Origin of the sequence: Arsenophonus apicola (assembly GCF_020268605.1) — a bacterium.
Taxonomy (GTDB): domain Bacteria; phylum Pseudomonadota; class Gammaproteobacteria; order Enterobacterales; family Enterobacteriaceae; genus Arsenophonus; species Arsenophonus apicola.
Genome location: NZ_CP084222.1, coordinates 1,271,458 through 1,294,860 on the forward strand (window position 1 = coordinate 1,271,458; position 23,403 = coordinate 1,294,860).

Annotated in this window: 21 protein-coding genes and 1 pseudogene; 18 read left to right on the forward strand and 4 right to left on the reverse strand. The window is 38.5% G+C overall.

All coding sequences use genetic code 11. The annotated features are described in order from the left end of the window. Nucleotides 1–28: 28 nt before the first annotated feature. The 5 genes and pseudogenes from LDL57_RS05870 to LDL57_RS05890 all read left to right on the forward strand — a co-directional run bounded on the left by LDL57_RS05870 (nt 29) and on the right by LDL57_RS05890 (nt 5,861). Nucleotides 29–1,099, forward strand: a pseudogene (locus tag LDL57_RS05870) (FecCD family ABC transporter permease). After that, nucleotides 1,099–1,884, forward strand: coding sequence for an ABC transporter ATP-binding protein (locus tag LDL57_RS05875; RefSeq protein ID WP_180560205.1), 786 nt, complete (start codon nt 1,099–1,101; stop codon nt 1,882–1,884). Before LDL57_RS05870 ends, LDL57_RS05875 begins: the two are co-directional and overlap by 1 nt. Nucleotides 1,885–2,027: 143 nt before the next feature. Then, a complete protein-coding gene (locus LDL57_RS05880) occupies nt 2,028–4,001 on the forward strand; it encodes a ligand-gated channel protein (protein ID WP_180560206.1) in 1,974 nt (657 codons plus the stop codon). Between the two features lie 275 nt (nt 4,002–4,276). Then, nucleotides 4,277–4,492, forward strand: coding sequence for a hypothetical protein (locus LDL57_RS05885; protein ID WP_180560207.1), 216 nt, complete (start codon nt 4,277–4,279; stop codon nt 4,490–4,492). Beyond that, on the forward strand, nt 4,482–5,861 hold the full coding sequence (locus LDL57_RS05890; protein ID WP_180560208.1) for an APC family permease: 1,380 nt from the start codon (nt 4,482–4,484) through the stop codon (nt 5,859–5,861). The genes LDL57_RS05885 and LDL57_RS05890 overlap by 11 nt, the downstream gene beginning before the upstream one ends. A gap of 109 nt (nt 5,862–5,970) precedes the next feature. Here LDL57_RS05890 and sbcB read toward each other — a convergent pair whose 3' ends face one another. Continuing rightward, a complete protein-coding gene (sbcB, locus tag LDL57_RS05895) occupies nt 5,971–7,398 on the reverse strand; it encodes an exodeoxyribonuclease I (RefSeq protein WP_225507487.1) in 1,428 nt (475 codons plus the stop codon). A gap of 439 nt (nt 7,399–7,837) precedes the next feature. On the opposite strand from sbcB, the gene tmaR reads away from it, so the two are divergent. Next, the gene (gene tmaR / locus LDL57_RS05900; RefSeq protein WP_180560210.1) at nt 7,838–8,161 is read left to right on the forward strand and encodes a PTS system regulator TmaR; all 324 of its coding nucleotides are present in this window, start codon (nt 7,838–7,840) and stop codon (nt 8,159–8,161) included. Nucleotides 8,162–8,473: 312 nt separating this feature from the next. Here tmaR and LDL57_RS05905 read toward each other — a convergent pair whose 3' ends face one another. Together LDL57_RS05905 and rne are read right to left on the reverse strand one after the other, a co-directional pair. After that, nucleotides 8,474–8,764, reverse strand: a complete 291-nt coding sequence (locus LDL57_RS05905) for a Rossmann-fold NAD(P)-binding domain-containing protein (protein ID WP_180560211.1) — start codon at nt 8,762–8,764, stop codon at nt 8,474–8,476. Between the two features lie 184 nt (nt 8,765–8,948). Beyond that, nucleotides 8,949–12,236 (reverse strand): ribonuclease E, encoded by a 3,288-nt coding sequence (gene rne, locus LDL57_RS05910; RefSeq protein ID WP_225507261.1) that lies wholly within the window; start codon nt 12,234–12,236, stop codon nt 8,949–8,951. Between the two features lie 558 nt (nt 12,237–12,794). Between rne and rluC the strand changes: the two genes are divergently transcribed. Beyond that, nucleotides 12,795–13,742, forward strand: a complete 948-nt coding sequence (gene rluC, locus LDL57_RS05915) for a 23S rRNA pseudouridine(955/2504/2580) synthase RluC (protein ID WP_180560213.1) — start codon at nt 12,795–12,797, stop codon at nt 13,740–13,742. Between the two features lie 71 nt (nt 13,743–13,813). On the opposite strand, the gene LDL57_RS05920 is transcribed toward rluC, so the two are convergent. Beyond that, complete coding sequence (locus LDL57_RS05920; protein ID WP_180560214.1) at nt 13,814–14,395, reverse strand: Maf family protein; 582 nt, start codon at nt 14,393–14,395, stop codon at nt 13,814–13,816. A 142-nt stretch (nt 14,396–14,537) separates the two neighbouring features. Between LDL57_RS05920 and yceD the strand changes: the two genes are divergently transcribed. From yceD to tmk, 11 genes are all read left to right on the forward strand, one after another. Then, the gene (yceD, locus tag LDL57_RS05925) at nt 14,538–15,062 is read left to right on the forward strand and encodes a 23S rRNA accumulation protein YceD (protein WP_180560215.1); all 525 of its coding nucleotides are present in this window, start codon (nt 14,538–14,540) and stop codon (nt 15,060–15,062) included. A 12-nt stretch (nt 15,063–15,074) separates the two neighbouring features. Beyond that, complete coding sequence (gene rpmF / locus LDL57_RS05930) at nt 15,075–15,245, forward strand: 50S ribosomal protein L32 (RefSeq protein ID WP_180560216.1); 171 nt, start codon at nt 15,075–15,077, stop codon at nt 15,243–15,245. A 31-nt stretch (nt 15,246–15,276) separates the two neighbouring features. Next, nucleotides 15,277–16,314, forward strand: a complete 1,038-nt coding sequence (gene plsX / locus LDL57_RS05935; RefSeq protein WP_180560217.1) for a phosphate acyltransferase PlsX — start codon at nt 15,277–15,279, stop codon at nt 16,312–16,314. A gap of 6 nt (nt 16,315–16,320) precedes the next feature. Further along, a complete protein-coding gene (locus tag LDL57_RS05940) occupies nt 16,321–17,274 on the forward strand; it encodes a beta-ketoacyl-ACP synthase III (RefSeq protein ID WP_180560218.1) in 954 nt (317 codons plus the stop codon). Between the two features lie 19 nt (nt 17,275–17,293). Beyond that, the gene (fabD, locus tag LDL57_RS05945) at nt 17,294–18,226 is read left to right on the forward strand and encodes an ACP S-malonyltransferase (protein WP_180560219.1); all 933 of its coding nucleotides are present in this window, start codon (nt 17,294–17,296) and stop codon (nt 18,224–18,226) included. A gap of 7 nt (nt 18,227–18,233) precedes the next feature. Then, nucleotides 18,234–18,968, forward strand: a complete 735-nt coding sequence (gene fabG / locus LDL57_RS05950; protein WP_180560220.1) for a 3-oxoacyl-ACP reductase FabG — start codon at nt 18,234–18,236, stop codon at nt 18,966–18,968. A gap of 149 nt (nt 18,969–19,117) precedes the next feature. Continuing rightward, nucleotides 19,118–19,354, forward strand: coding sequence for an acyl carrier protein (gene acpP, locus LDL57_RS05955; RefSeq protein WP_180560221.1), 237 nt, complete (start codon nt 19,118–19,120; stop codon nt 19,352–19,354). A 101-nt stretch (nt 19,355–19,455) separates the two neighbouring features. After that, nucleotides 19,456–20,721: a beta-ketoacyl-ACP synthase II gene (gene fabF / locus LDL57_RS05960; protein ID WP_180560222.1), complete on the forward strand. Its 1,266-nt coding sequence runs from the start codon at nt 19,456–19,458 to the stop codon at nt 20,719–20,721. Nucleotides 20,722–20,850: 129 nt separating this feature from the next. After that, a complete protein-coding gene (gene pabC, locus LDL57_RS05965) occupies nt 20,851–21,687 on the forward strand; it encodes an aminodeoxychorismate lyase (protein ID WP_180560223.1) in 837 nt (278 codons plus the stop codon). Nucleotides 21,688–21,744: 57 nt separating this feature from the next. After that, nucleotides 21,745–22,770, forward strand: a complete 1,026-nt coding sequence (gene mltG / locus LDL57_RS05970) for an endolytic transglycosylase MltG (protein ID WP_180560224.1) — start codon at nt 21,745–21,747, stop codon at nt 22,768–22,770. Beyond that, nucleotides 22,767–23,402: a dTMP kinase gene (tmk, locus tag LDL57_RS05975; protein WP_180560225.1), complete on the forward strand. Its 636-nt coding sequence runs from the start codon at nt 22,767–22,769 to the stop codon at nt 23,400–23,402. Before mltG ends, tmk begins: the two co-directional genes overlap by 4 nt. The last annotated feature ends 1 nt before the right edge of the window (nt 23,403 follow it).

A 23,403-nucleotide genomic window follows, 5' to 3' on the forward strand; every position in this document is an offset into this window, starting at 1 on the left:
TATTTGCATGAGTATGACGACTGAAACTATGTCAGCTTTTAGGCAGCAAGCTAACCATGATGGCATAAATATTAAAGCGCATTATCAATATATATTGAAACGTCGGATTATATTGATATCGTCAATTATTATGTTAATTATGCTGTCATTAGTAATTGATTTTACCTTGGGCCCATCAGGTCTTTCTTTAGCTAAGCTATGGCAAACGTTGATCTCACCTGCGAGTGTTGATATTGCTACACAAGTAATTGTTTGGGATATTCGCCTACCTTATGCATTAATGGCTGTTATGGTTGGTATGTCACTTGGACTTGCTGGTGCTGAAATGCAGACTATCTTAAATAATCCGCTAGCCAGCCCTTTTACATAAGGTGTTTCTAGTGCTGCCTCTTTTGGTGCCGCATTAGCGATTGTTTCTGGCATTGGCATTGCCGGTATCTCTGAACAATGGTTTATTTCTGTCAATGCTTTTATCTTTGCTTTACTAGCGGTATTAATGTTGGATGCGATCACTCGTTGGACACGCATTGCAACTTCCGGCGTGGTACTGTTTGGTATTGCATTAGTATTTAGCTTTAATGCATTAGTTTCGATAATGCAATTTATTGCCACTGAAGATACTCTGCAGGGATTGGTCTTTTGGACAATGGGGAGTTTGGCAAAGGCAACGTGGGCTAAGCTGGCAATTATGGCAGTCATTTTTGCAGTTATTTTTCCCATCTCCATGCTGAGTGCTTGGAAGTTAACTGCGTTACGTTTAGGGGAAGATCGCGCAATCAGTTTTGGTATAGATGTTCGTCGATTGCGTTTGGGGACATTATTAAGAATCAGTATGTTGGCAGCTTTATCCGTCGCTTTTGTCGGCCCTATCGCTTTTATTGGTTTAGTTGCTCCCCATATTGCTCGAATGATGTTTGGTGAAGATCATCGATTTTATTTACCAGCCAGTGCTTTAATTGGCGCTTTAGTACTATCGATGGCTTCGATTGCGTCAAAGAATATTATTCCCGGCGTCATTATACCTGTGGGTATTGTAACTTCATTGGTCGGAGTTCCTTTTTTCTTGAGTATGATCCTGCGTCATAGAGGAAATATTTAATGATAAATGGATTACAAATAAATCAATTTAATGCAGGTTATCCTAAATGTCCGGTGATCCAAAATTTGTTCACCGGTATTTTACCTAAAGGCAAAATTACTGTTTTGCTTGGGCCAAATGGTAGTGGCAAATCTACTCTATTACGTTCTTTGGCTGGATTAAATAGCGCAGCAGGCCAGTTATGGTTAAATGGCCTGGATCTGATGACGATGAATTTTGCTCAACGCGCTAAACAAGTTGTTTATTTGCCCCAATCATTACCGGCTGGTGTTCATTTACATGTGCTGGAATCAATTATTGTTGCCCAACGTGCTGCTGGCGGAGAGTGCCATCAAATCTGCCAATTAGAGGTGATGAAACTGCTACGGCAATTAGGCATAGAGCATCTGGCCTTGTGTTATTTAGATCAGTTATCAGGTGGACAAAAACAGCTAGTGGGTTTAGCCCAATCCCTTATTCGGCAACCAAAGCTATTGTTACTTGATGAACCATTGAGTGCGCTGGATTTAAATTATCAATTTCATGTTATGGATCTAGTGGCTAAAGAAACTAAGCGCAGAGATACTATTACTATTGTTGTTGTGCACGATATTAATATTGCCTTAAGACATGGTGAACATATATTAATGTTAAAAGAAGGTTGTTTGGTTGCAGAAGGTTCGGCTGAAGAAGTTATTACAGCTGAAAATTTGGCTAATGTTTATGGTGTCGTTGGACGCATTGAGCACTGTTCACAAGGGGTTCCTCAAGTATTAATCGATGGATTAGTTGCCAATTTATTCTAATTGAAATCTCAAATTAGGTTGTGCTTTTCGAGTGAAATAAAAAATTAATAAAAAAAGACCGGGAAAATTAATTTCACTGGCATCTGAGCTTATGTTGATTTTCTGACTAATAAATAATCCTGCTATTTCTTGGAGAATAGGGAATGAATTTTTTTAATAAAAATAAATTAACATTAATAATTATCGCGTTTATTTCTGCGGCCGGTTATGCTGCTGAAGATAGTGACACCATTATTGTTACTACCGCATCTGGCTTTCAGCAGAAAATTGAAGATGCGCCTGCATCTATATCAGTCATAGATCGAAAACAACTAGAAAATAAAGCTTACCGTGACGTAACAGATGCATTAAAGGATCTGCCTGGCGTCCAAGTAATAGGGGGTGCAAGTAGCACCGATATAAGCATTCGAGGTATGCCAGCCAAGTACACCATGATTTTAGTTGATGGCAAACGGGTAGATACTCGTAATACTCGACCCAATAGTGATGGTTCTGGTATAGAACAAGGTTGGCTACCGCCATTGGTTGCGATTGAACGTATTGAAGTGGTGCGTGGGTCGATGTCTTCACTTTATGGTTCAGATGCCATGGGAGGAGTGATCAACATCATTACGCGTAAAATAGGTAAAAATTGGTATGGTAGTTTGCGGGCGGATGCAACTATTGCTGAACGTAGTAATTCGGGCAATGCGGGTCAGGGTAGTTTTTATCTGGCTGGCCCATTAATTGACGGTGTGTTGGGAGTGAAAGCGAATGGTCTTTATTCCCAGCGTAATGAAGATAAATTTGTGGGTGGTTATAAGAAACAACTAATGGGTAACGCTGGGGTAACATTTTCATTCACCCCCGATGAGCAAAATAATTTTGATCTGGATTTAAAGCACGATGAACAGCAACGTGACTCGACAATTGGTAAAACCCGAGCTTGCACAAAACGATCATGTGAAGATGATAATACTACTTATCGACGTAATAACTATGCATTGACGCACAATGGTAATTATCAATGGGGTTCAATGGATACATTTATCCAACGTGATGAATCAGACAACCCTGGTAGAAATATGCAATATAATGATAACCTACTCAAAAACCAGACAGTATTTGATTTAGATTCACATAAGCTCAGTATTGGTGGCCAATATCGTTATGAAGATTTACATGACCAAGGTAATCAATTACCGACAGCGGCCAATTTTAATAAATTAACCCGCTGGAGTTGGGCACTATTTAGCGAAGATGAATGGACTATTACTAATGACTTCAGCTTAACCGCCGGCATTCGAATGGATAAAGATGAGAATTTCGGTTCACATTGGACTCCTCGCTTATATGGTGTTTGGCATATCAATGATCAATGGATAGTTAAAGGTGGTGTTTCGACCGGCTATCGTTCACCTGATTTACGCCAAGTCGCGCCTAACTGGGGCCAAATAAGTGGTGGGCAAACGAGTAAAGGGATCATTCTTGGCAATCCTAACCTAAAACCGGAAAAGAGTATTGGTCAGGAAATTGGTTTATTATGGAATAATCAGGATAATCTGAATATTGGTGTAACGATTTTTAATACTGATTTTAAAGATAAAATTATGGAATACCGTCTTTGTGGCGATAAATTAGCGGCTTGTAGTAATGCGATTATTCCCGATGGTAGTCAATATGATTTTATTAGTACCCGTGATAATGTTGATAAGGCTAACTTGCGGGGTATTGAGGCAACATTTAATTGGCAAATTGAGGATAATTTATCACTAGCAGCCAATTATACCTATTCAGATTCTGAACAACTAAGTGGCAATTATAAGGGGCAAGCCTTTAGTCAGACCCCAAAACATATGGCAAATGCATCGTTAAGCTGGCAGGCAATAAGTGAATTAGAAGCTTGGACACGAATAAATTTCCGTGGCAGAACAAATCAATATCTTTCTCGCTCATCAATGGCCAATCAATTACCTTCTTATACCTTTATTGATATGGGAATAAACTATGCGCTAAGTAAAAATCTCTCTTTATTAGCTGGGGTTTATAATATTTTAGATAGACGGTTAGTGGATAACGATAACAACGCCTTATTAGACGGTCGTCGCTATAATTTAGGATTAAATTATAACTTTTAAAATCATTTTGAGTAAAAAAGTTAGCTAGCTATACTCATCCTAAGAGTTAGCTAAATTTTTAATAAAAATTAAAAAAATATTGCTATTTCATATGATGAAGGGCAGAATGCGCCATCAGAAATAACTGATGCTCATTAATTGCATCGGTTATTTTTTTATTTTAAGCTGATTTCTTTAATTTTATATGAGGCCGGAAACCTGGCCGGGGTTGATACCACTGTTAGAAAAAACGCGTAGTCAAACTAGAGCAGGCTACCGTCGTGAGGAATGCTATTATGGCGCAATTATCTATTTTTGCACCTGTGCCAATCGGTCATGGTTGCTGTATTATTAATGACTACGGAGCGTTCAGCTTCGAAAATACTTTATTCTCTCATTTCTCTTTTTTCTCAGCCTATAGGCGTGAGCGAACTCTTCCTTATAACTATCGATTAAGTCATAATATCAAGACAAAATCGGAAGTTGTGGGAGGTTTTGCCCATGTCAAATAATATCTCATTAGCTCTCAGTAAAGAACCGACCGAGATAAATAATCGTGCTCAACTGGTTAAGACATTAACTTTAATCCAGGTTGTCATGATGGGGTTGGCTTATTTGCAGCCAATGACGGTTTTTGACACTTTTGGTTTAGTGTCATTAAAAACTGATGGGCATGTTCCCTCTTCTTATATTATTGCTTTGATTGCTATTCTTTTTACCGCATTGAGTTATGGTAAATTGGTAAAACGGTTTCCTTCCGCCGGATCGGCTTATACCTATGCGCAAAAATCTATGAATTCACATATAGGTTTCATGGTGGGATGGTCATCTTTGCTTGATTACTTATTCATGCCGATGATTAATATATTGTTAGCTAAAATTTATCTTGAAGCCATTTTCCCGGGCATTGCTCCCTGGATTTTTGTTGTCGGATTAGTTTTATTGATGACTATTTTTAATCTGCGCGGTATCAATTTAGTCGCAAATTTAAATACGATTATCGTTATTATTCAAATCGCTGTCATGCTCGTTTTTTTAGCGGTTCTGATCCATGGATTATCTAAAGGCGAAGGTTCTGGCCAGATTTGGTCATGGAGACCTTTCACCTCTGAACAGGCACATTTAATTCCAATGATCACCGGGGCGACGATTTTATGTTTTTCATTTCTCGGTTTTGATGGCATCAGTTCACTATCGGAAGAAACACCAAATGCAGGAAAAGTGATCCCAAAAGCAATTTTTTTGACGGCATTGATTGGTGGTTTGATTTTTATTGGCGTTTCTTATTTTTTACAGATGTATTTTCCTGATGTTTCGCATTTTAAAAAACCTGACGAATCACAACCGGAAATTATGTTATATGTTGCTGGTGCTCTATTTCAGTCTATTATTTTGGTTTTTTCTTGTGCAACCGTCTTAGCTTCAGGCATGGCTGCCCATGCCGGTGTTTCGCGTCTCATGTATGTTATGGGCAGAGATGGTGTTTTTCCTGAGCGTTTTTTTGGTTATGTTCATCCTACCTGGCGAACACCTGCTTTTAATGTCATTTTAGTTGGCATATTGGCGTTAACAGCAATTTGGTTTGATATGGAAATTGCGACAGCGTTGATTAATTTTGGGGCATTAATTGCATTTACTTTTGTTAATCTTTCGGTTATTTCACAATTTTATTTTAGAGAGCGTCGTTGCCATACTTGGCAGGATAAGTTTAATTACTTAATTTTACCTATTATGGGCGCTTTAACCGTATCTGTGCTTTGGATTAATTTAGAGAAAACTTCCATGTTGTTGGGGATGGTATGGGCGGCGGTTGGCATTTTTTATATGGCAATTATTACTCGCCGTTTTCGTCGGCCATTACCACAAATGAATGACGTTTAGTGATCGCAAAAATTAACGCTATTAACAGTTTATCCGCAGCAAAGGTCAATTATTTGGCCTTTGCTACGTTAGGCTACCATGCTTTTGTATTGTATAAACATAAACGAAATTAACTGGCGATCTGATTGGCATAATCTACCAGCGCTTTTAGTTGCTGGCACTTTTGTTTATTTTCTTGATGTTCGGCAAATAATTGCTCGATAGTTTGCAGATATTGGGTTATTTTCTCGCTAGTTAATCTATCGCGGCGATGGTGTAACCAGGCAAGCTGTTCTTGTTCTGTCAGTGTGGCCGGATAGTTCCTGGCACGGTAACGAAAAAATAATTGGCTCATGCGTGGATCGTCAAATTTGAGATCTAATGCAGGTAAATTTTGTGGTAAAGTTTGACGGATAATGGCCATTGTTGAGCGATCATTATCACTAAAGAAACCGGAATATAGCATAGCATCTACATCAGTTGCGCTAGGAAAAGGTTGCGCCTCAGTAAATAGCCGAATAACTTTATCTCGCACTTCACTATGTTGTCGCAATATGGCTAAATTATTCTGACAAACATCCAGATCAAGAGCTATGCGCTGAGCATCTGCTGTCCGCAGGGTGTTGGCAGGGGCCAAAATGGGACATTTATTAATATGTATCAGTTTGATAGGAATGGCTAATTCACCGGCTAACTCGGCCTTAGGCGTATATAAACGTTGCCTGAGTGTATCACTATCTAATGTTAGCAGTGGACTAATATCTGCGGCCAGATCACAGGCAATAATCGCATTACGGTTTTCGGGATGCCAAGCGAGTGGGGCAATTAGACTGGTATTGGCTCGTATTGCACCAAACATGCCAGAAACATGAACTAGCGGGGTCATTGCAATAATATCAATCAATTGCTTAACTTCATTTTTATTTCTTAATTGAAAGAAGTAATCAAACATTTTCGGCTGTGCTTGCTTAATTAATTTTGCCATTTCGATAGTCGCATAAACATCCGCTGTTGCATCATGCGCATTGGCATGCTCAATACCGTTTGCAACGGTTAAATGTTCTAGTTTAAAACTGGGGAGTCCCTCGTCATTGCTAGGCCAATTAATACCATCAGGACGTAATGCATAGCAGGCCCGTAACACATCTAGTAAATCCCAACGTGAATTACCTTGCTGCCAGCTATAAGCATATGGATCATAAAAATTACGATAGAAGATATGGCGAGTGACTTCATCATCAAAACGAATATTGTTGTAACCGAGAATACAACTATTAGCTATGCTAAATATTTCATGAATACGTTTAGCGAATTCTGCTTCATTTATGCCATGAGCTATTGCATATTGGGGGGTAATACCCGTGATCATTACTGCTTGAGGTTGAGGAAGATAATCATCGGCAGGAGCACAGTAAAAAATTTGTGGATCTTCGATAATGTTGAAATTTGAGTCAGTTCTGATACCAGCAAATTGTGCGGGTCGATCGAGAGCAGTATGCTGCCCAAAAGTTTCATAATCGTGAAACAGAAATGAGGATTTTTGCTTATTGGCCAAAATATTTTCCCATTTTTTATGTAGCGCAATATATTGTTTAATAATATTAAAATATTCTAATCTGACAATGAATGTTTTTTTACTCTACACGTTAACTTATTTTTAATTACTCATGGGTGACTAAATCAAAGATAAGTTTTACGCTTTAAATTATCCGCAATAATCTGAATAAATAATTGAACTGAATATCCTCATGATGTAATCAATTATTGTTGTATTGGCGTTAATTTTGAAGATTTTACTTATTTGTATTTATTGGGTTAATTTAATTTGGGTTGTTAATAACACAAAATTAATAAAAGCAAAAGAGAGAATTTATTATTAACGCCAGGATAATAAAACAGAGTAAAAATGCTAGAAATTAGCTTGTTTCAATCAGTTAATCGCCGTATCGTGTAGTTTGTTATTCATAATGCATATGTTTTATTGAAAGGTGTAAGAAATGACAAGTAAAAATAAGCAGTCATTCCAAAATGTACTGGAGTTTGTGCGTATGTTTCGTCGTAAAAATAAGATCAAACGTGAATTAGCAGATAATGAAAAAAAAATTCGTGATAATCAGAAGCGAGTTCTACTGTTAGATAATTTAAGTGAATATATTAAAGAAGGCATGACCATTGAAGAGATCAGAGCAATAATCGCTAATATGCGTAGCGATTATGAAGATCGTATCGATGATTATAATATTAAGAACGCCGAATTATCAAAAGAGCGGCGAGAGTTAACCCAAAAATTAAAAACCGGCCCTGATAGCGACAGCCAATAATACGGGTAAAAAACTTTATTAACCCCCTGTGACACTATTTTACTACAGGGGGTTGGTAATGGTTATTTGATATTTAAACTTAAATTTGGAGCTATTACTGTTTAGATCTGTTGATAAGTTAGCTTATTTTCAGCAATATTAGACAGCTCTTCTATAGCAATATCTTGCCATGTAACCTAGCCTATTTGGTGGAGTTAAATCCGTTGGTGATTACCTGTAGTAGGTAAATCAAGTAGCTCACTAGGCCGAAGAATAGTGTAATTTAATGAACTGGTTTTTTAGGTAGCTCTCTATCATCGATTTATGGGCGAATTACAGACCGAAAAGCGCTTTAGATGAAAGATATTTCCATCCATCACCACAGCCGACAAAGGTCACGAGTAATAATCGTTTAAAATTTAACATTTCGGCCGATTTGATAATATTAAGATTGCCGATTAGGTAGTTATTACTACCAAGAGTACTAAATATAATACTGTTATTAGGAATATTAGCAAAAATATTTTTTATGTCGTTATATTGGCAAGCATCTCCAACAATGAATTGCGCGCCAATCTTTGTTAGTCGTGTTTTATATTTTACATTACGAATAAAAGAGATCACTTAATGACCTTGCTGAGGACCATATTATACGAGAAGATAACCCATCCCTTTGCCTGCGCCAAAAACAATCCATTGAGACATATATATTCTACTAAAAGGACTTTGATATAAAAGGTGCTTAAGTGAGTTTTAATTAAAATTCAGAATAAAAAATGCCCTAATTCGGGCATTTTTTTATTGATCATCATTTGGGTTTAAACATTTTGGATGTAGCAACATTGGTTGCTACATGACCGCCAGCACCATTTTTGCCATGGAAAGTTATTGTAGGTCGTACATAAGCTTTAATTTCCAAATAGCTTTCAGTAATTTCAGGCGCCGGTGCCTTTGTGGTAGGGGCAGAGGAAAAACCGGTTTTTTTGCCTGTTTTTAACGTGGTAATTCTTTCCTTACGATGATTGGTTTTTTTTGCAATGACATCAGTCACAGAAGATATATTTGGCTGAACATGGCTACAATTTTCATCCGATAAGATGGCTATTTTTTCCTGACTCATTTCTTGGACTGAATGTTCATCTTTATTAATTCCATCGGCTATGAAAAATTCATCATTAACAGATAGACTATTTTGTCGCTGCTCATCAGCTGCTGCACCACTTTGTACTTGCTTTTCTACCATTACATTAAGACTGTTTTCAGACATCACTTTGGCTTCAGTAAGTGGTTGACAAGCTTTTTCATTTTGTTCAGTAGCTTGATTCTTAATGGGAATAAGTAATATTTCAGCAGAGGGTAGAGACCTTTCTGTCGCCGTTGATTGGTCAGGCAAAAGCCATATTTCCGTTGATTGAATCGCTTCACTAATTGATGCTGTTTTTTCTTCTGTTTCAACCTTATCGATGATGTCATTACCATCAATTGGCTTAGCAGAAGATGCTGTTTTTTCACTAATTGTCATCATATTTTTGCTATTAGATGACATTTCATGCGATTCATTTAATTTAATCGGATACTGGATCCAGACTTTACCTGAAGATAATTCAGGAGAAGCAACGGCCATTTTTAATGGTACTAAGGATTTGTCCTGATTTTTATCACGATAGCGACGACGACGTTGTCCGCTAACGCGTAGGTGACGGGGAGAACGTCTTGATCGCCGCGGAATGATGGTGTCTTGTCGTTCATTAGCAGAATTGGTAGATGCTTCATGAGATTCAGCCTGTTCTGTCACATGCGGCATATTGATTGTTTTTTCTTTCGCTATCGATTCAGTTGGCATAATGGGTGCGGTAGTTAACAAAGCAGGCTCTGAGTCTGCACCATTTGTAATAGGCAACTTAATATCCTGATATTCTTTATCAATAGGTAGATTTTGTTGCTCTGCCACGCTATTGGTGATCCTCACCGATTGAACCAATTGACGCTGTTGACGGCGGAGCGGGACAACGACCGTTTTTTCCGTTTCAGTCTCTTTCTTATCTAGTGGCTGCGTTTTTGTCTCAAGTTGCTGTTGTCGTTTTTCCTCCTGACGACGGCGACGTTCAGCTCGCTGTTCGCGACGCTGTTGTTGAGTTTCACGTGCAGCACTATCTTGAGTATCGTTAAAATGACTTTTCTGATTACGGCTCTTACGCGTTTGCGGATCATCAGTATTGCCATGATTTTGGCGGTTATCTATATTGTCGTTCTGTTCACGACGCTGAGTTGGCCGACGATTATTACGTCGTTCACTATTACGTCGTTTGTCATTAGCGTTTTTCGATTTTTTTACTGTTTCTGCAATAGGTGGTTGGGATTGAGTAAATAATTTTTTCAAGAAAGAGGTAATACGATTAAATAGACTTGTTGAAGTCTGCTTGTTGGTTGATTTCCTCTGTTTACTTGATTTGCCCTTAACAACCACGGCATTTTTTGTATCTGCTTGAGATTGGAGAGCAAAAGTAGAAATAGCCGGTTGTTCCGGTAGCTTTTTCTCACCGCCAGCATCATCTATTTGATTATTGGTTTCAGCTTCGTGATATTGCGCGAGATAGTAACTTAAGGCTGAAACTTCTTCACCTTTACGAATGCGAATTACATTGTAATGAGGTGATTGCATCTGATCGTTAGGAACAATAATGACACGTATATTATGTTGTCGACGCTCAATTTCAGTGACAGATTGACGTTTTTCATTCAGTAGATAAGATGCAATGGGTACCGGTACAATCGCGTGTACTTCATGGGTATTTTCTTTTAATGCTTCTTCTTCGATTAAACGTAAAATAGAGAGTGAAAGTGATTCATTGTCACGAATTGTTCCTGTACCGCTACAACGAGGGCAAACGTGATGACTGGATTCACCCAGTGATGGACTCAAACGTTGGCGTGACATTTCAAGCAGACCAAATCGTGATATCCGAGCGATTTGGATACGTGCTCGATCTTGGCGTACCGCTTCACGCAAACGGTTTTCGACTTCACGCTGATGGCGAACAGGTGTCATATCAATAAAATCGATAACAATCAGTCCACCTAAATCACGTAACCGTAATTGACGGGCAATTTCATCAGCAGCTTCTAAATTGGTGTTGAATGCGGTTTCTTCAATATCGCCACCACGGGTTGAACGTGATGAATTTATATCGATAGCAGTTAATGCCTCAGTGGTGTCGATAACCAGTGCACCACCCGACGGTAAACGAACCTCACGTTGAAAAGCGGACTCAATCTGTGACTCGATTTGATAATGGCTAAAAAGGGGAACATCTCCACTATAGTATTTAATTTTACTTGCAAAATCGCCACGACCAATCGCTTCAATATGATGGCGAGCCATGTCGACAATTTTCGCATTATCAATCAGGATTTCACCAATATCAGGGCGCAGGTAATCACGAAAGGCTCGTACAATGACGTTACTTTCTTGATGAATTAGGAAAGGCGCGGCTCGGTTTTCCGCTGCTTTTTTTATGGCTTGCCAATGCTTGAGACGATATTGTAGATCTTGTTGTAGCGCTTCCGCTGATTTTCCAACACCCGCAGTACGGACAATTAATCCCATCCCATCGGGTATCTCCAATGAGGATAATGCCTCTTTCAGTTCTGTGCGATCTTCACCCTCAATACGTCGTGATATTCCACCTGCACGAGGGTTATTTGGCATTAAAACAAGATAGCTGCCCGCTAAACTAATAAAAGTCGTTAGCGCAGCCCCTTTATTTCCTCGTTCTTCTTTATCAACCTGGATAATAACTTCCTGGCCTTCTTTTAAAACATCCTTTATGTTAGGGCGACCGTGAGGTTGATAATGACTAGGGAAATATTCACGAGCAATTTCTTTAATTGGGAGAAATCCATGCCTTTCTGATCCATAGTCAACGAATGCTGCTTCCAAACTAGGTTCTATACGGGTAATTTTGCCTTTGTAAATATTTGCTTTTTTTTGTTCGTGTCCGGGATTTTCAATATCTAGGTCATAAAGACGTTGCCCATCAACAAGAGCAACGCGCAACTCTTCTTGTTGAGTTGCGTTAATTAACATTCTTTTCATTATAAATACTCATTATTCTACTAAGTCAAAAAGTTGCGACTAAAAATGGTTACTGTTGACCGATGGTTTCGTGACTTTTACAAAATCGTCAACCTCGCGGTTGTCGGTTGTATTGAAACGCAATTTTTCGGTGAAGCTACGTTTAAATAAAATGCTGCATTCTTAAATTAGTACTGTTGCTGAATTTATTCGTTCAATGTACAGTTTAGCTAATCCAGTAAACCTTTGTTCACAATTCAATAATTTATTTTGATTTTACACACCGTCTTACACCATTGCTGCGTTTATGTGTCATCAAAATAAAATAGATAGATCTCAAATTACGCCAACGATTGTTTTAATAAACATTATGGCAACTGTCCATTATTCCATTGCTTATGGGTAGATATCAAGATAACTTTTGCGATTTATTGCTTTTTTATAGGGGAAAATGTGAAAAAAATGCATTTGACAAAGGAATTGACAATGTTTAAGAAAAAAAGGCGGAAACAAGGTATCATAATATTCGGTCACACTATTTACCAAACTTAAATGTTAACAAAATGTTGTAATAAAATAATGAAAATACAGAATCAGGTTCAATTTGTTACTATCAATAATGATGAAGCAGGGCAACGTATTGATAATTTTTTATTGACACGTTTAAAAGGCGTTCCTAAGAGTATGATTTACCGGATTATTCGTAAGGGTGAAGTAAGAATAAATAGTGGTAGAGTTAAACCTGAATATAAAATTCAAGCGGGCGATTTAATTAGGATACCGCCCGTTCGACAGGCAGAGAAACAGCAGAATGTTATTTCGGCTAAATTGGATAAAGTAGCCGCACTCACTGATTGTATAATTTACGAAGATGAACATTTGCTGGTTTTGAATAAACCTTCCGGTATGGCTGTTCATGGTGGTAGTGGGGTAAATTTTGGGGTTATTGAAGCTTTACGTGTATTACGTCCTGAAGCACGTTTTTTGGAACTTGTACATAGGTTAGATCGCGAAACATCAGGGGTTTTATTAATAGCTAAAAAACGTTCAGCGCTCAGGGCATTACATCAGCAGTTGCGTCTGAAACAGATGCAAAAACAGTATCTTGCGCTGGTAAAAGGACAATGGCCATCGCATATTAAAGTTATTCAGGCTCTTTTATTAAAAAATATTTTACAAAGTGGCGAACGGATAGTGAAAGTCGGCGCCGATGGTAAATATTCAGAAACCCATTTTAAAATTGAAGAACGTTTTTCTAATGCTACTTTAGTCAAAGCCAGTCCAATAACAGGGCGGACACATCAGATTAGGGTACACGCACAATATGCAAAGCATCCTATCGCCTGTGATAACCGTTATGGTGATCTCGATTTTGATCAACAGTTAATTATTACTGGTTTAAAACGACTTTTTTTGCATGCGAGTTCATTAATGTTTATCCATTCCGCCAGTGGGGAAAAATTAACTTTTAACGCCCCTCTAGACCAACAACTTAAAAGCTGTTTAGCAATATTACGTAAGCAATAGTGCATAGCTAATCAAATTAGCAAACCAGATTGAATTATCAACCGGTTTGCTTTTTGTATGCAGTGATATTATTAATTGAGAGGATTGATGCCGTGTGTGCGTAACATATTGATTAAACTAATTAAAGGTAACCCAATTAAAGTATTAGGATCCCGTCCCACCAGTTTTTCAAATAATGTAATGCCTAACCCTTCTGACATAAAGGCCCCCGCGCATTGGTAAGGTTGTTCTTTTAACAGATAATTTTCAATTTCCATATCATTTAAATGGCGAAAATGGACGGTGAAAAGTTCACATTTGGTGTTGAATTTTCCAGTTTCACTATCAAATAAGCAAAGGCCAGTATAGAAGGTGATTTTTTTACCAGAAGCTTGCTTAAGTTGTTTGAAGGCCGCAGTATGAGTTAATGGTTTTCCTATTATTTGATTTTCTAGCAGACCCACTTGGTCAGCACCTATTATTAAATGGGTTGGATATTTAATGGCTAATGATTTTGCTTTTTCAGTGGCTAAACGAGTGACGAGAGAAGTTGCTGATTCATTGATTAATGGGGTTTCATCAATATTTGCTGCATCGGCAGTAAAAGGTAAGCCTAACTTTTCCAGGAGCTGATAGCGTGAAGATGACATTGACGCCAATACAATTGATTTCATAAAATATCTAAAATGCATAGCTAAATGAGGTAAGACATTTTAAACTAAACAGAGCTTAAATAGCGAATATTTGATGGGAAAATAGGCAAAAGCTGCCATTTCCTTTGACTATGTCTCATTACAAAGATAATATGCGCGCCTTATGCAAAAGGTAAAATTACCCTTAACGATTGATGCGCTTCGCGCAGCACAAAAAAAATTGGATTATTCAGGATATTATTCACCTGAACAAGTTTTGCGTGTCGTAGGATCAGTAGTAAGTATAGATAGTGATGTAACTTGTGAACTGTCGTTTGCAATAGATAATCAACATTTAGTTGTCATAAAAGGTGATTCTGATGTTGATGTCACGTTAAAATGTGAACGTTGTGGTAAAAATTTTAACCATCATGTTCATGTCACTTATTGTTTTAGTCCTGTCATTGATGATGAGAGGATTGCGTTATTACCTAAAGAGTATGAGCCAATCACTGTTGATCAATTTGGTGAAATAGATTTGCTAGCAATGATTGAAGATGAAATAATCCTCTCTTTGCCGGTGATCCCAGTTCATAACTCTGAACGCTGTGAAGTGTCCGACGCGGATATGGTTTTTGGTGAGCTGCCTAACGAGGCAGAAAAGCCAAATCCTTTTGCCGTATTAGCTAGTTTAAAAAAAAGTACTTAAGGAGTAAGGTCAATGGCCGTACAACAAAATAAACCCACTCGTTCTAAACGTGGTATGCGTCGCTCACATGATGCATTGACAACTGCTGAAGTGTCAGTAGATAAAACTTCTGGTGAAAGCCATTTGCGTCATCATGTGACTGCTGATGGCTACTACCGTGGTCGCAAGGTTATTAATAAATAATTGTTGTGTTAATTATTAAACGATTAATGCCTTGGCTAATTTAATCTTAGCATTAGATGCGATGTGTGGGGACAAAGGTCCTCATATCATTGTGCCTGCTGCGTTGCAGGCACTTGCATCTAACCCACAGTTAAGATTATTACTGGTCGGTATTCCCGAAATTTTAAACCCACTGCTTGCAGATCAGCCTGCTGAGCTGCGTGATTGTTTGCAAATTATACCTGCAGAATATGCTATTGCTAATGATATCAAGCCGTTACAAGCAATTAGACAAAGTAAAGGCTCGTCAATGCGGATTGCGTTAGAATTAGTGAAGTCTGGTCAGGCTCAAGCATGTATTAGTGCTGGAAATACTGGTGTACTTATGGGGTTAGCAAAACTCATATTGAAAACCATACATGGTATTGAAAGGCCAGCGCTGACAACGATTTTGCCAAATCAAAAACATGGTAAAACCGTTGTACTTGATTTAGGCGCTAATGTTAACTGCCATAGCCAAATGCTAGTACAATTTGCCGTGATGGGCGCAGTAATGGCTGAAGAGATTGCTAATATAAGCAATCCACGCGTAGCGTTATTAAATATTGGTGAAGAGGAAAGTAAGGGCTTAGATAATATCCGCGAAGCCGCCTCAATATTAAAAGCAACGTCTTCTATAAATTATATTGGTTATGTAGAAGGTAATGAATTATTGACGGGTAAAACTGATGTATTCGTTTGTGACGGCTTCGCAGGTAATGTGACGTTGAAAACAATGGAAGGTGTAATACGCGTTATTTTATCTTTAGTAAAGTCTTCAACTACAGAAAATAAGATCTCATCGTGGCTGATGAAGTTGATTAAACCTTGGTTACAAAAACGTATCACAAAACGTTTTGGGCACCTGGATCCTGATCAATATAATGGTGCTTCACTTTTAGGATTACAGGGCATTGTAATTAAAAGTCATGGAGCGGCAAACCAAAAAGCATTTAAGGCTGCAATTGAACAGGCGATTCAGGCGGTAGAAAAGCAAATTCCTAATAGAATTGCGACTCGCTTGAATACCTTACTACCCAAGAGTGATTAAAGCAAAATGTATACAAAAATCTTAGGTACTGGCAGTTATTTGCCTGTACAGATTCGTACGAATGCTGATTTAGAAAAAATGGTAGATACCTCTGACGAATGGATAACTACCCGTACAGGGATTAAAGAACGCCGTATTGCTACAGGAGAAGATAACGTATCTACAATGGGCGCTAAAGCTGCGCAAAAGGCGTTGGAAATGGCAGGCATTGCAGCTAATGAAATTGATTTAATCATTGTCGCAACGACTTCTTCGACTCATGCTTTTCCTAGTGCAGCGTGTCAAATTCAGCAAATATTAGGTATTCCAAACTGCGCCGCATTTGATATTGCTGCTGCATGCGCTGGCTTTACTTATGCATTAAGTATTAGTGATCAGTTTATTAAAACGGGGATGGCGAAAAAGGTATTAGTTATCGGTTCTGATGTATTATCAAGCGTATTAGATCCGAATGATCGTAGTACACTCATTTTATTTGGTGATGCCGCGGGTGCAATTGTTGTCGGTTGTTCACAAGAGCCTGGGATTTTGTCAACTCATTTACATGCCAATGGTAATTATGGTGATTTGTTAACTTTACGTCATCAAGAGCATAGTAAACACGCCGAGCCAACATATGTGACCATGGCGGGTAATGAGGTTTTTAAGGTAGCGGTGAATGAGTTAGCCAATATTGTGGATGAAACATTAGAAAAAAATGCGCTCGATAAATCAAAATTAGATTGGTTAGTCCCTCATCAAGCTAATTTACGCATTATTCAAGCAACAGCAAAAAAACTGGCTATGCCAATTGATAAAGTGGTTATTACTCTGGATAGACATGGTAATACTTCAGCGGCTTCAGTACCGACAGCGTTTGATGAAGCTGTCAGAGATGGCCGTATTCAGCGCGGCCAAATGGTATTGCTTGAAGCATTTGGCGGCGGTTTTACTTGGGGTTCAGCGCTGATCCGTTTTTAAGTTATACAGGAAAATAAAAATGTCTAATTTTGCAATGATCTTTCCTGGCCAAGGTTCTCAATCTCTAGGTATGTTAGCTGATTTAGCAAAAGAGTTTACCGTAGTAGAGGAAACGTTTGCTGCGTCTTCTGATGTCTTAGGATATGATTTATGGGATTTGGTTCAGAATGGCTCAGAAGAAGAGTTAAATAAGACTTGGAAAACGCAGCCAGCACTTTTAACCGCATCTGTGGCAATTTTTCGAGTATGGCAGGAAAAAAAAGGCAAAATGCCTAAACTTATGGCAGGCCATAGTTTAGGTGAATATTCTGCATTGGTTTGTGCCGACGTCATCGATTTTAAGTCCGCTGTCAAATTAGTAGAACTACGCGGGCAATTGATGCAAGAGTCTGTACCGGCAGGAATGGGTGCTATGTATGCAATTATTGGTCTAGATAATGAATCGGTATTAGCATCATGCCAGCAAGCTGCGCAAGGTCAAGTCGTTTCGGCTGTTAATTTTAATTCGCCTGGACAGGTTGTCATTGCAGGTGAAAAGAGTGCTGTTGAGAGAGCAGCAGCCTTATGTAAAGCTGCTGGGGCAAAACGTACTTTGCCATTGGCGGTCAGTGTACCTTCACATTGTGCTTTAATGCAGCCCGCAGCAAACAAATTAGCACAAGCATTAGAAGAAGTTGTGTTTAATAAACCTAACATCGCTGTTGTAAATAATGTTGATGTTAAAATCGAAAATTCGGTAGACGGCATTCGGCATGCCTTAGTCAGGCAGCTGTATAATCCTGTACGCTGGGTTGAAACCATCGAATTCATGGCGGAGCAAGGGATCGTGCAACTATTAGAAATAGGGCCAGGTAAAGTATTGATTGGTTTAACTAAGCGCATTGTGAGTACGATTAATTCAGCAGCAATTAATGATAGGGCATCATTAAACGCTGCGTTGATAGATAATTGAGGAAAACATGAGTTTTGATGGAAAAATAGCCTTGGTAACTGGAGCTAGTCGTGGTATCGGGCGCTCAATAGCTGAACTGTTGGCTGAACGTGGTGCAAAAGTAATTGGTACCGCTACAAGCGAAGAAGGTGCTAAGGCGATTAGTAGCTATCTTGGTGATAAAGGTAAAGGTTATGTCTTGAATGTGACAGATACTGAATCTATTGATACTACTCTATCTAAAATTCGTGAAGAATTTGGTGAAATTGATATTTTAGTCAATAATGCAGGTATTACCAGTGATAATCTATTGCTGCGAATGAAAAAAGAAGAGTGGAACAAAGTTATTGATACAAACTTAACTTCGATCTTTAGTTTATCCAAAGCTATAATGCGTTCAATGATGAAAAAACGTTATGGGCGCATTATCTCTGTTGGCTCAGTGATCGGTACAATGGGTAATATTGGACAGGCAAATTATGCAGCGGCTAAAGCAGGTGTTATCGCTTTTAGTAAATCGTTAGCGCGTGAAGTAGCTACCCGTGGTATTACGGTGAATGTTGTTTCTCCTGGTTTTATAGAAACGGATATGACTCGAGCGTTGACAGACGAACAGCAAGCAGGCATTTTAGCTAATGTTCCTGTGGGGCGGCTCGGTGATGCAAAAGAAATTGCCAGTGCTGTAGCATTCTTAGCTTCTGATGAGGCGGCTTACATCACGGGTGAAACATTACATGTCAATGGTGGCATGTGTATGATTTAAAAACCAATGAATCATTTGCATGATTAATGCTAAAATAGCATATAATAATGCGAAATCAGGTTCGAATAGCCAGGATTGGGTTGTGCCTTTCCTGTATCTAAACTACGAAAATCATCGTGAAAGCGAGTTTTAATAGGAATTTAAATAGTATGAGTACTATAGAAGAACGTGTTAAGAAAATAATTGGTGAACAGTTAGGTGTTAAACAAGAGGAAGTTAAAAATAATGCTTCATTTGTTGAGGATTTAGGTGCGGATTCTCTTGACACTGTTGAACTAGTAATGGCATTAGAAGAAGAGTTTGATACTGAAATTCCTGATGAAGAAGCGGAAAAAATCACGACAGTGCAAGCTGCTATTGATTATATCAATGCTCATCAAGCATAAGCCGCAAATTTAATTATAGAGAGCATTTATGCACATATTCAGGCGGTCAATCGACCGCCTATATTTTCACCAAAACTTATTTCTTTTTCTGGAGGATATACGTGTCTAAGCGTCGAGTAGTTGTGACTGGACTCGGCATGTTATCTCCTGTCGGCAACACAGTTGAATCATCTTGGAATGCTGTATGTGCTGGACAGAGTGGCATCAGCCTTATAGAGCATTTTAACACTGAAAACTATACAACCAAGTTCGCCGGTCTAGTTAAAGATTTTAAGCATGAAGATTATGGTATTTCGGCCAAAGATGCGCGCAAGATGGATCTTTTTATTCAATATGGGCTTGCTGCGGGTAAACAAGCTATCAAAGATGCAGGCATAGAAATTACAGAAAAAAATGCGCATCGTATTGGAGCCGCAATTGGTTCTGGCATTGGCGGATTAGGTCTAATCCAGGAAAACTGTAATGATTTGCTGACTAATGGTCCACGTAAAGTAAGTCCTTTTTTTGTCCCTTCAACCATTATCAACATGGTAGCTGGGCACTTAAGTATTATTTATGGTTTTAAAGGCCCCACTATCTCTATTGCTACTGCTTGCACTTCAGGGGTGCATAATATTGGTCATGCCGCGCGTATTATTGCTTATGGTGACGCTGATATCATGCTGGCAGGTGGCGCAGAAAAAGCAAGTACATCTTTAGGAATTGCTGGATTTGGTGCCCTTAAAGCCTTATCAAGACGTAACGACGAACCTGAGCGAGCAAGCCGCCCTTGGGATCAGGAGCGAGATGGTTTTGTATTAGGTGATGGAGCCGGTATTTTGGTGCTGGAAGAGTATGAACATGCTAAAGCTCGAGGCGCTAAAATTTATGCTGAATTAGCTGGTTTTGGCATGAGTAGTGATGCCTATCATATGACGTCACCACCAGAGAATGGTGAAGGTGCAGCACTGGCTATGATAAATGCATTACACGATGCAGGTATAGAAGCCGAGAAAATAGGTTATATTAACGCTCATGGTACATCTACACCAGCAGGAGATATTGCTGAAGCGCGTGCAGTTGCGTCGATTTACACAGGCCAGAGTAAAATAATGGTTAGCTCGACTAAATCGATGACCGGTCATTTATTAGGAGCAGCAGGTGCAATTGAAGCTATTTTTACGATTTTGTCGTTAAGAGATCAACTTATTCCACCAACGATTAACCTTGAAAATCTCGATAGTAAATTAGATAAATTAGTGAAGACAGGCCCGCTAGATTTTGTACCTGAAATGGCACGTAGAGTTAAAGATATGCAGTATGCATTATGCAATTCTTTTGGTTTTGGTGGTACAAATGGCTCGATTATTTTCCGTAAAGTTAATTAATTGATATTTTCTTATAAATAGGCCTCAACTTGACTTAAGTTGAGGCTTTTTTATTGCTGTAAATAGGCAATTTCTCATAAACTGTAGCGATAAATAGTAGGTATTCAGTTTGAAAAATAAGTTAACAAAATGATATGTTGGATTAATGGTGAGCAGCGAAATAATATTTCTGTAGAGGATAGAGCTGTTCAATTTGGTGATGGCTGTTTTACAACAATCCGGGTGGTTGGGCATCAACCTGCCTTATTGTCGCATCATATTTATCGATTACAAAAAGGGGTTAAACAACTACTTTTACCTACACCGGATTGGCAAAAATTGGTTGCTGATATAAACAAGATAGCGCAATTGAATAAAAAGGATTTAGCAGTTATTAAAGTTATTGTTAGTCGTGGTGAAGGTGGGCGAGGGTATAGCTTAGCGGGCTTCAACAAAGCAACAGTCATTATTTCGTTAACTGATTATCCAGCTATTTATTTAAGTCAACAGCAAACAGGTATTGATTTAGCGTTGAGTTCAATAACTGTAAATAACAATCGTTATTTGGCTGGCATTAAACATCTAAATCGCTTAGAGCAAATATTAATAAAGCAACAAATTGAGTTATTGAATGTTGATGAAGCTATTGTGACGGACACGAATGGCATATTGATTGGATGTTGTGCAGCAAATATTTTTTTGCGTAAAGGTAAACAAATTTATACGCCAAATTTAGATCACGCTGGTGTTGAAGGTATAATGCGCAAACAGGTTATTGCCTGTTTATCTGATACTGATTATGAACTTTTCTATATCAGCGACTATCCTAATATATTGGCGTATAGCGATGAGGTAATAATTACCAATGCTTTAATGCCTATATTATCGGTTAACCGTATTTTAACTCAGACAAAGCAACCCGTATGGCACTATTCTTCTCGTGAGTTATTCAATTTTCTTTTGCCATATTGTTTGAGGTTGAATTAATTTTGCGATTAATATTAGATTAATTTTTGTAGTGTAATATTAGGAAACGAGTGTTAAATGAAGTATGCAAGACGTATATTGTGGTCGATTATTTTTTTATTAATATTGAGTGGCTGTATTCTTTATACATTTTATCGTCAGATACAAAATTACGCTGATACAGCGATTAATATTGATGAAACTACTATTTTTACTTTACCTGCAGGTACAGGGCGAGCAGGATTAGAATTATTGTTGACAGAACAGAAAATCATAAATCCGACGGATATTTTTCAATGGTTACTGAAACTGGAACCCCCATTAGCGCAATTTAAAGCGGGAACATATCGATTAAATCCTGGCATGTCTTTGCGGTCAATGTTAAAAATGTTTTCTGCTGGTAAAGAGGCGCAATTTAGTTTGCTGTTCATTGAAGGTTCTCGCTTCGAAGATTGGAAAAAATTATTACAGCAAGCCCCTTATTTAAAACAGACTATTGGCAATCAATCTACGGATAAATTAGCGCAGGATCTAGGGTTAGCATCTGGCCAATTATTAGAGGGGAGGTTTTATCCAGATACTTATTATTACACAGCGGGAATGAGTGATATTGATATATTAAAGCGCGCGCATCAGAGAATGTTAATGGCGCTAGAATATGAATGGCAAGGACGGGCGGCTAATCTGCCATATAAAACACCATATGAAATGTTAATTATGGCTTCAATTATTGAAAAAGAGACGGGGATTGATACGGAGAGAGCTAAAGTAGCATCAGTTTTTATTAATCGATTAAAGAAAAAAATGCGGCTGCAAACGGATCCCACTGTTATATATGGTTTAGGTGATAAATACCGTGGGGTGCTCTATCGTAGTGACTTAAATAAATCAAGTCCTTATAACACATATTTGATTGCTGGTTTGCCACCTTCGCCAATTGCTATGCCCGGCAGAGCTTCAATTAAAGCAGCAGCTCATCCTGATGAAACTGGTTATTTTTATTTTGTTGCCACGGGTAATGGTGGGCATACTTTTACTACCAATATTAATGATCATAATCAGGCGGTTAAACATTATCGTCAGACAAAAGATAAAAATGAATGAAAAGTCGTTATATAGTTATTGAAGGTCTTGAAGGCGCAGGAAAAACTACTGCGATAAAAACGGTTGTAGAAACACTTGCTAAGATAGGAATAACTGAGATTGATTTTACCCGGGAGCCAGGAGGAACACCGTTAGCAGAAAAATTGCGTCAATTAATTAAGCATGGTACGGCTGAGGAAAAAGTCACTGATAAAGCGGAGCTACTCATGCTTTATGCCGCGCGTATCCAATTGATTGAAAATGTTATCAAGCCCGCTTTGGCAAAGGGAAGATGGGTTATTGGTGATCGCCATGATCTCTCATCACAAGCATATCAAGGTGGAGGACGTGGGCTTTCCCCCAACTTAATGAAAGTATTACGTAATAGCATCCTGGATGATTTTCGACCTGATCTAACACTCTATCTTGATATAGAACCTGCTCTAGGCTTGCAGCGAGCGCGGGAGCGTGGTGAACTAGATCGGATAGAAAAAGAGTCATTAGACTTTTTTAAACGAACCCGTCAGCGCTACCTTGAATTAGCCGCTGAAGATGACACAATCATCACAATTGATGCTAACCAATCATTAGAAGAAGTGCAAAAAACCATTCGCCATGCATTATTGAATTGGTTGACAGCTCAAGGCAAGTAAA

Coding starts and splice junctions, on each gene's coding strand:
- LDL57_RS05875 (WP_180560205.1), top strand. CDS start 1,099: ATGATAAATGGATTACAAATAAATCAATTTAATGCAGGTTATCCTAAA.
- LDL57_RS05880 (WP_180560206.1), top strand. CDS start 2,028: ATGAATTTTTTTAATAAAAATAAATTAACATTAATAATTATCGCGTTT.
- LDL57_RS05885 (WP_180560207.1), top strand. CDS start 4,277: ATGGCGCAATTATCTATTTTTGCACCTGTGCCAATCGGTCATGGTTGC.
- LDL57_RS05890 (WP_180560208.1), top strand. CDS start 4,482: ATGTCAAATAATATCTCATTAGCTCTCAGTAAAGAACCGACCGAGATA.
- tmaR (WP_180560210.1), top strand. CDS start 7,838: ATGACAAGTAAAAATAAGCAGTCATTCCAAAATGTACTGGAGTTTGTG.
- rne (WP_225507261.1), bottom strand. CDS start 12,236: ATGAAAAGAATGTTAATTAACGCAACTCAACAAGAAGAGTTGCGCGTT.
- rluC (WP_180560213.1), top strand. CDS start 12,795: ATGAAAATACAGAATCAGGTTCAATTTGTTACTATCAATAATGATGAA.
- LDL57_RS05920 (WP_180560214.1), bottom strand. CDS start 14,395: ATGAAATCAATTGTATTGGCGTCAATGTCATCTTCACGCTATCAGCTC.
- yceD (WP_180560215.1), top strand. CDS start 14,538: ATGCAAAAGGTAAAATTACCCTTAACGATTGATGCGCTTCGCGCAGCA.
- rpmF (WP_180560216.1), top strand. CDS start 15,075: ATGGCCGTACAACAAAATAAACCCACTCGTTCTAAACGTGGTATGCGT.
- LDL57_RS05940 (WP_180560218.1), top strand. CDS start 16,321: ATGTATACAAAAATCTTAGGTACTGGCAGTTATTTGCCTGTACAGATT.
- fabD (WP_180560219.1), top strand. CDS start 17,294: ATGTCTAATTTTGCAATGATCTTTCCTGGCCAAGGTTCTCAATCTCTA.
- fabG (WP_180560220.1), top strand. CDS start 18,234: ATGAGTTTTGATGGAAAAATAGCCTTGGTAACTGGAGCTAGTCGTGGT.
- acpP (WP_180560221.1), top strand. CDS start 19,118: ATGAGTACTATAGAAGAACGTGTTAAGAAAATAATTGGTGAACAGTTA.
- pabC (WP_180560223.1), top strand. CDS start 20,851: ATGATATGTTGGATTAATGGTGAGCAGCGAAATAATATTTCTGTAGAG.
- mltG (WP_180560224.1), top strand. CDS start 21,745: ATGAAGTATGCAAGACGTATATTGTGGTCGATTATTTTTTTATTAATA.
- tmk (WP_180560225.1), top strand. CDS start 22,767: ATGAAAAGTCGTTATATAGTTATTGAAGGTCTTGAAGGCGCAGGAAAA.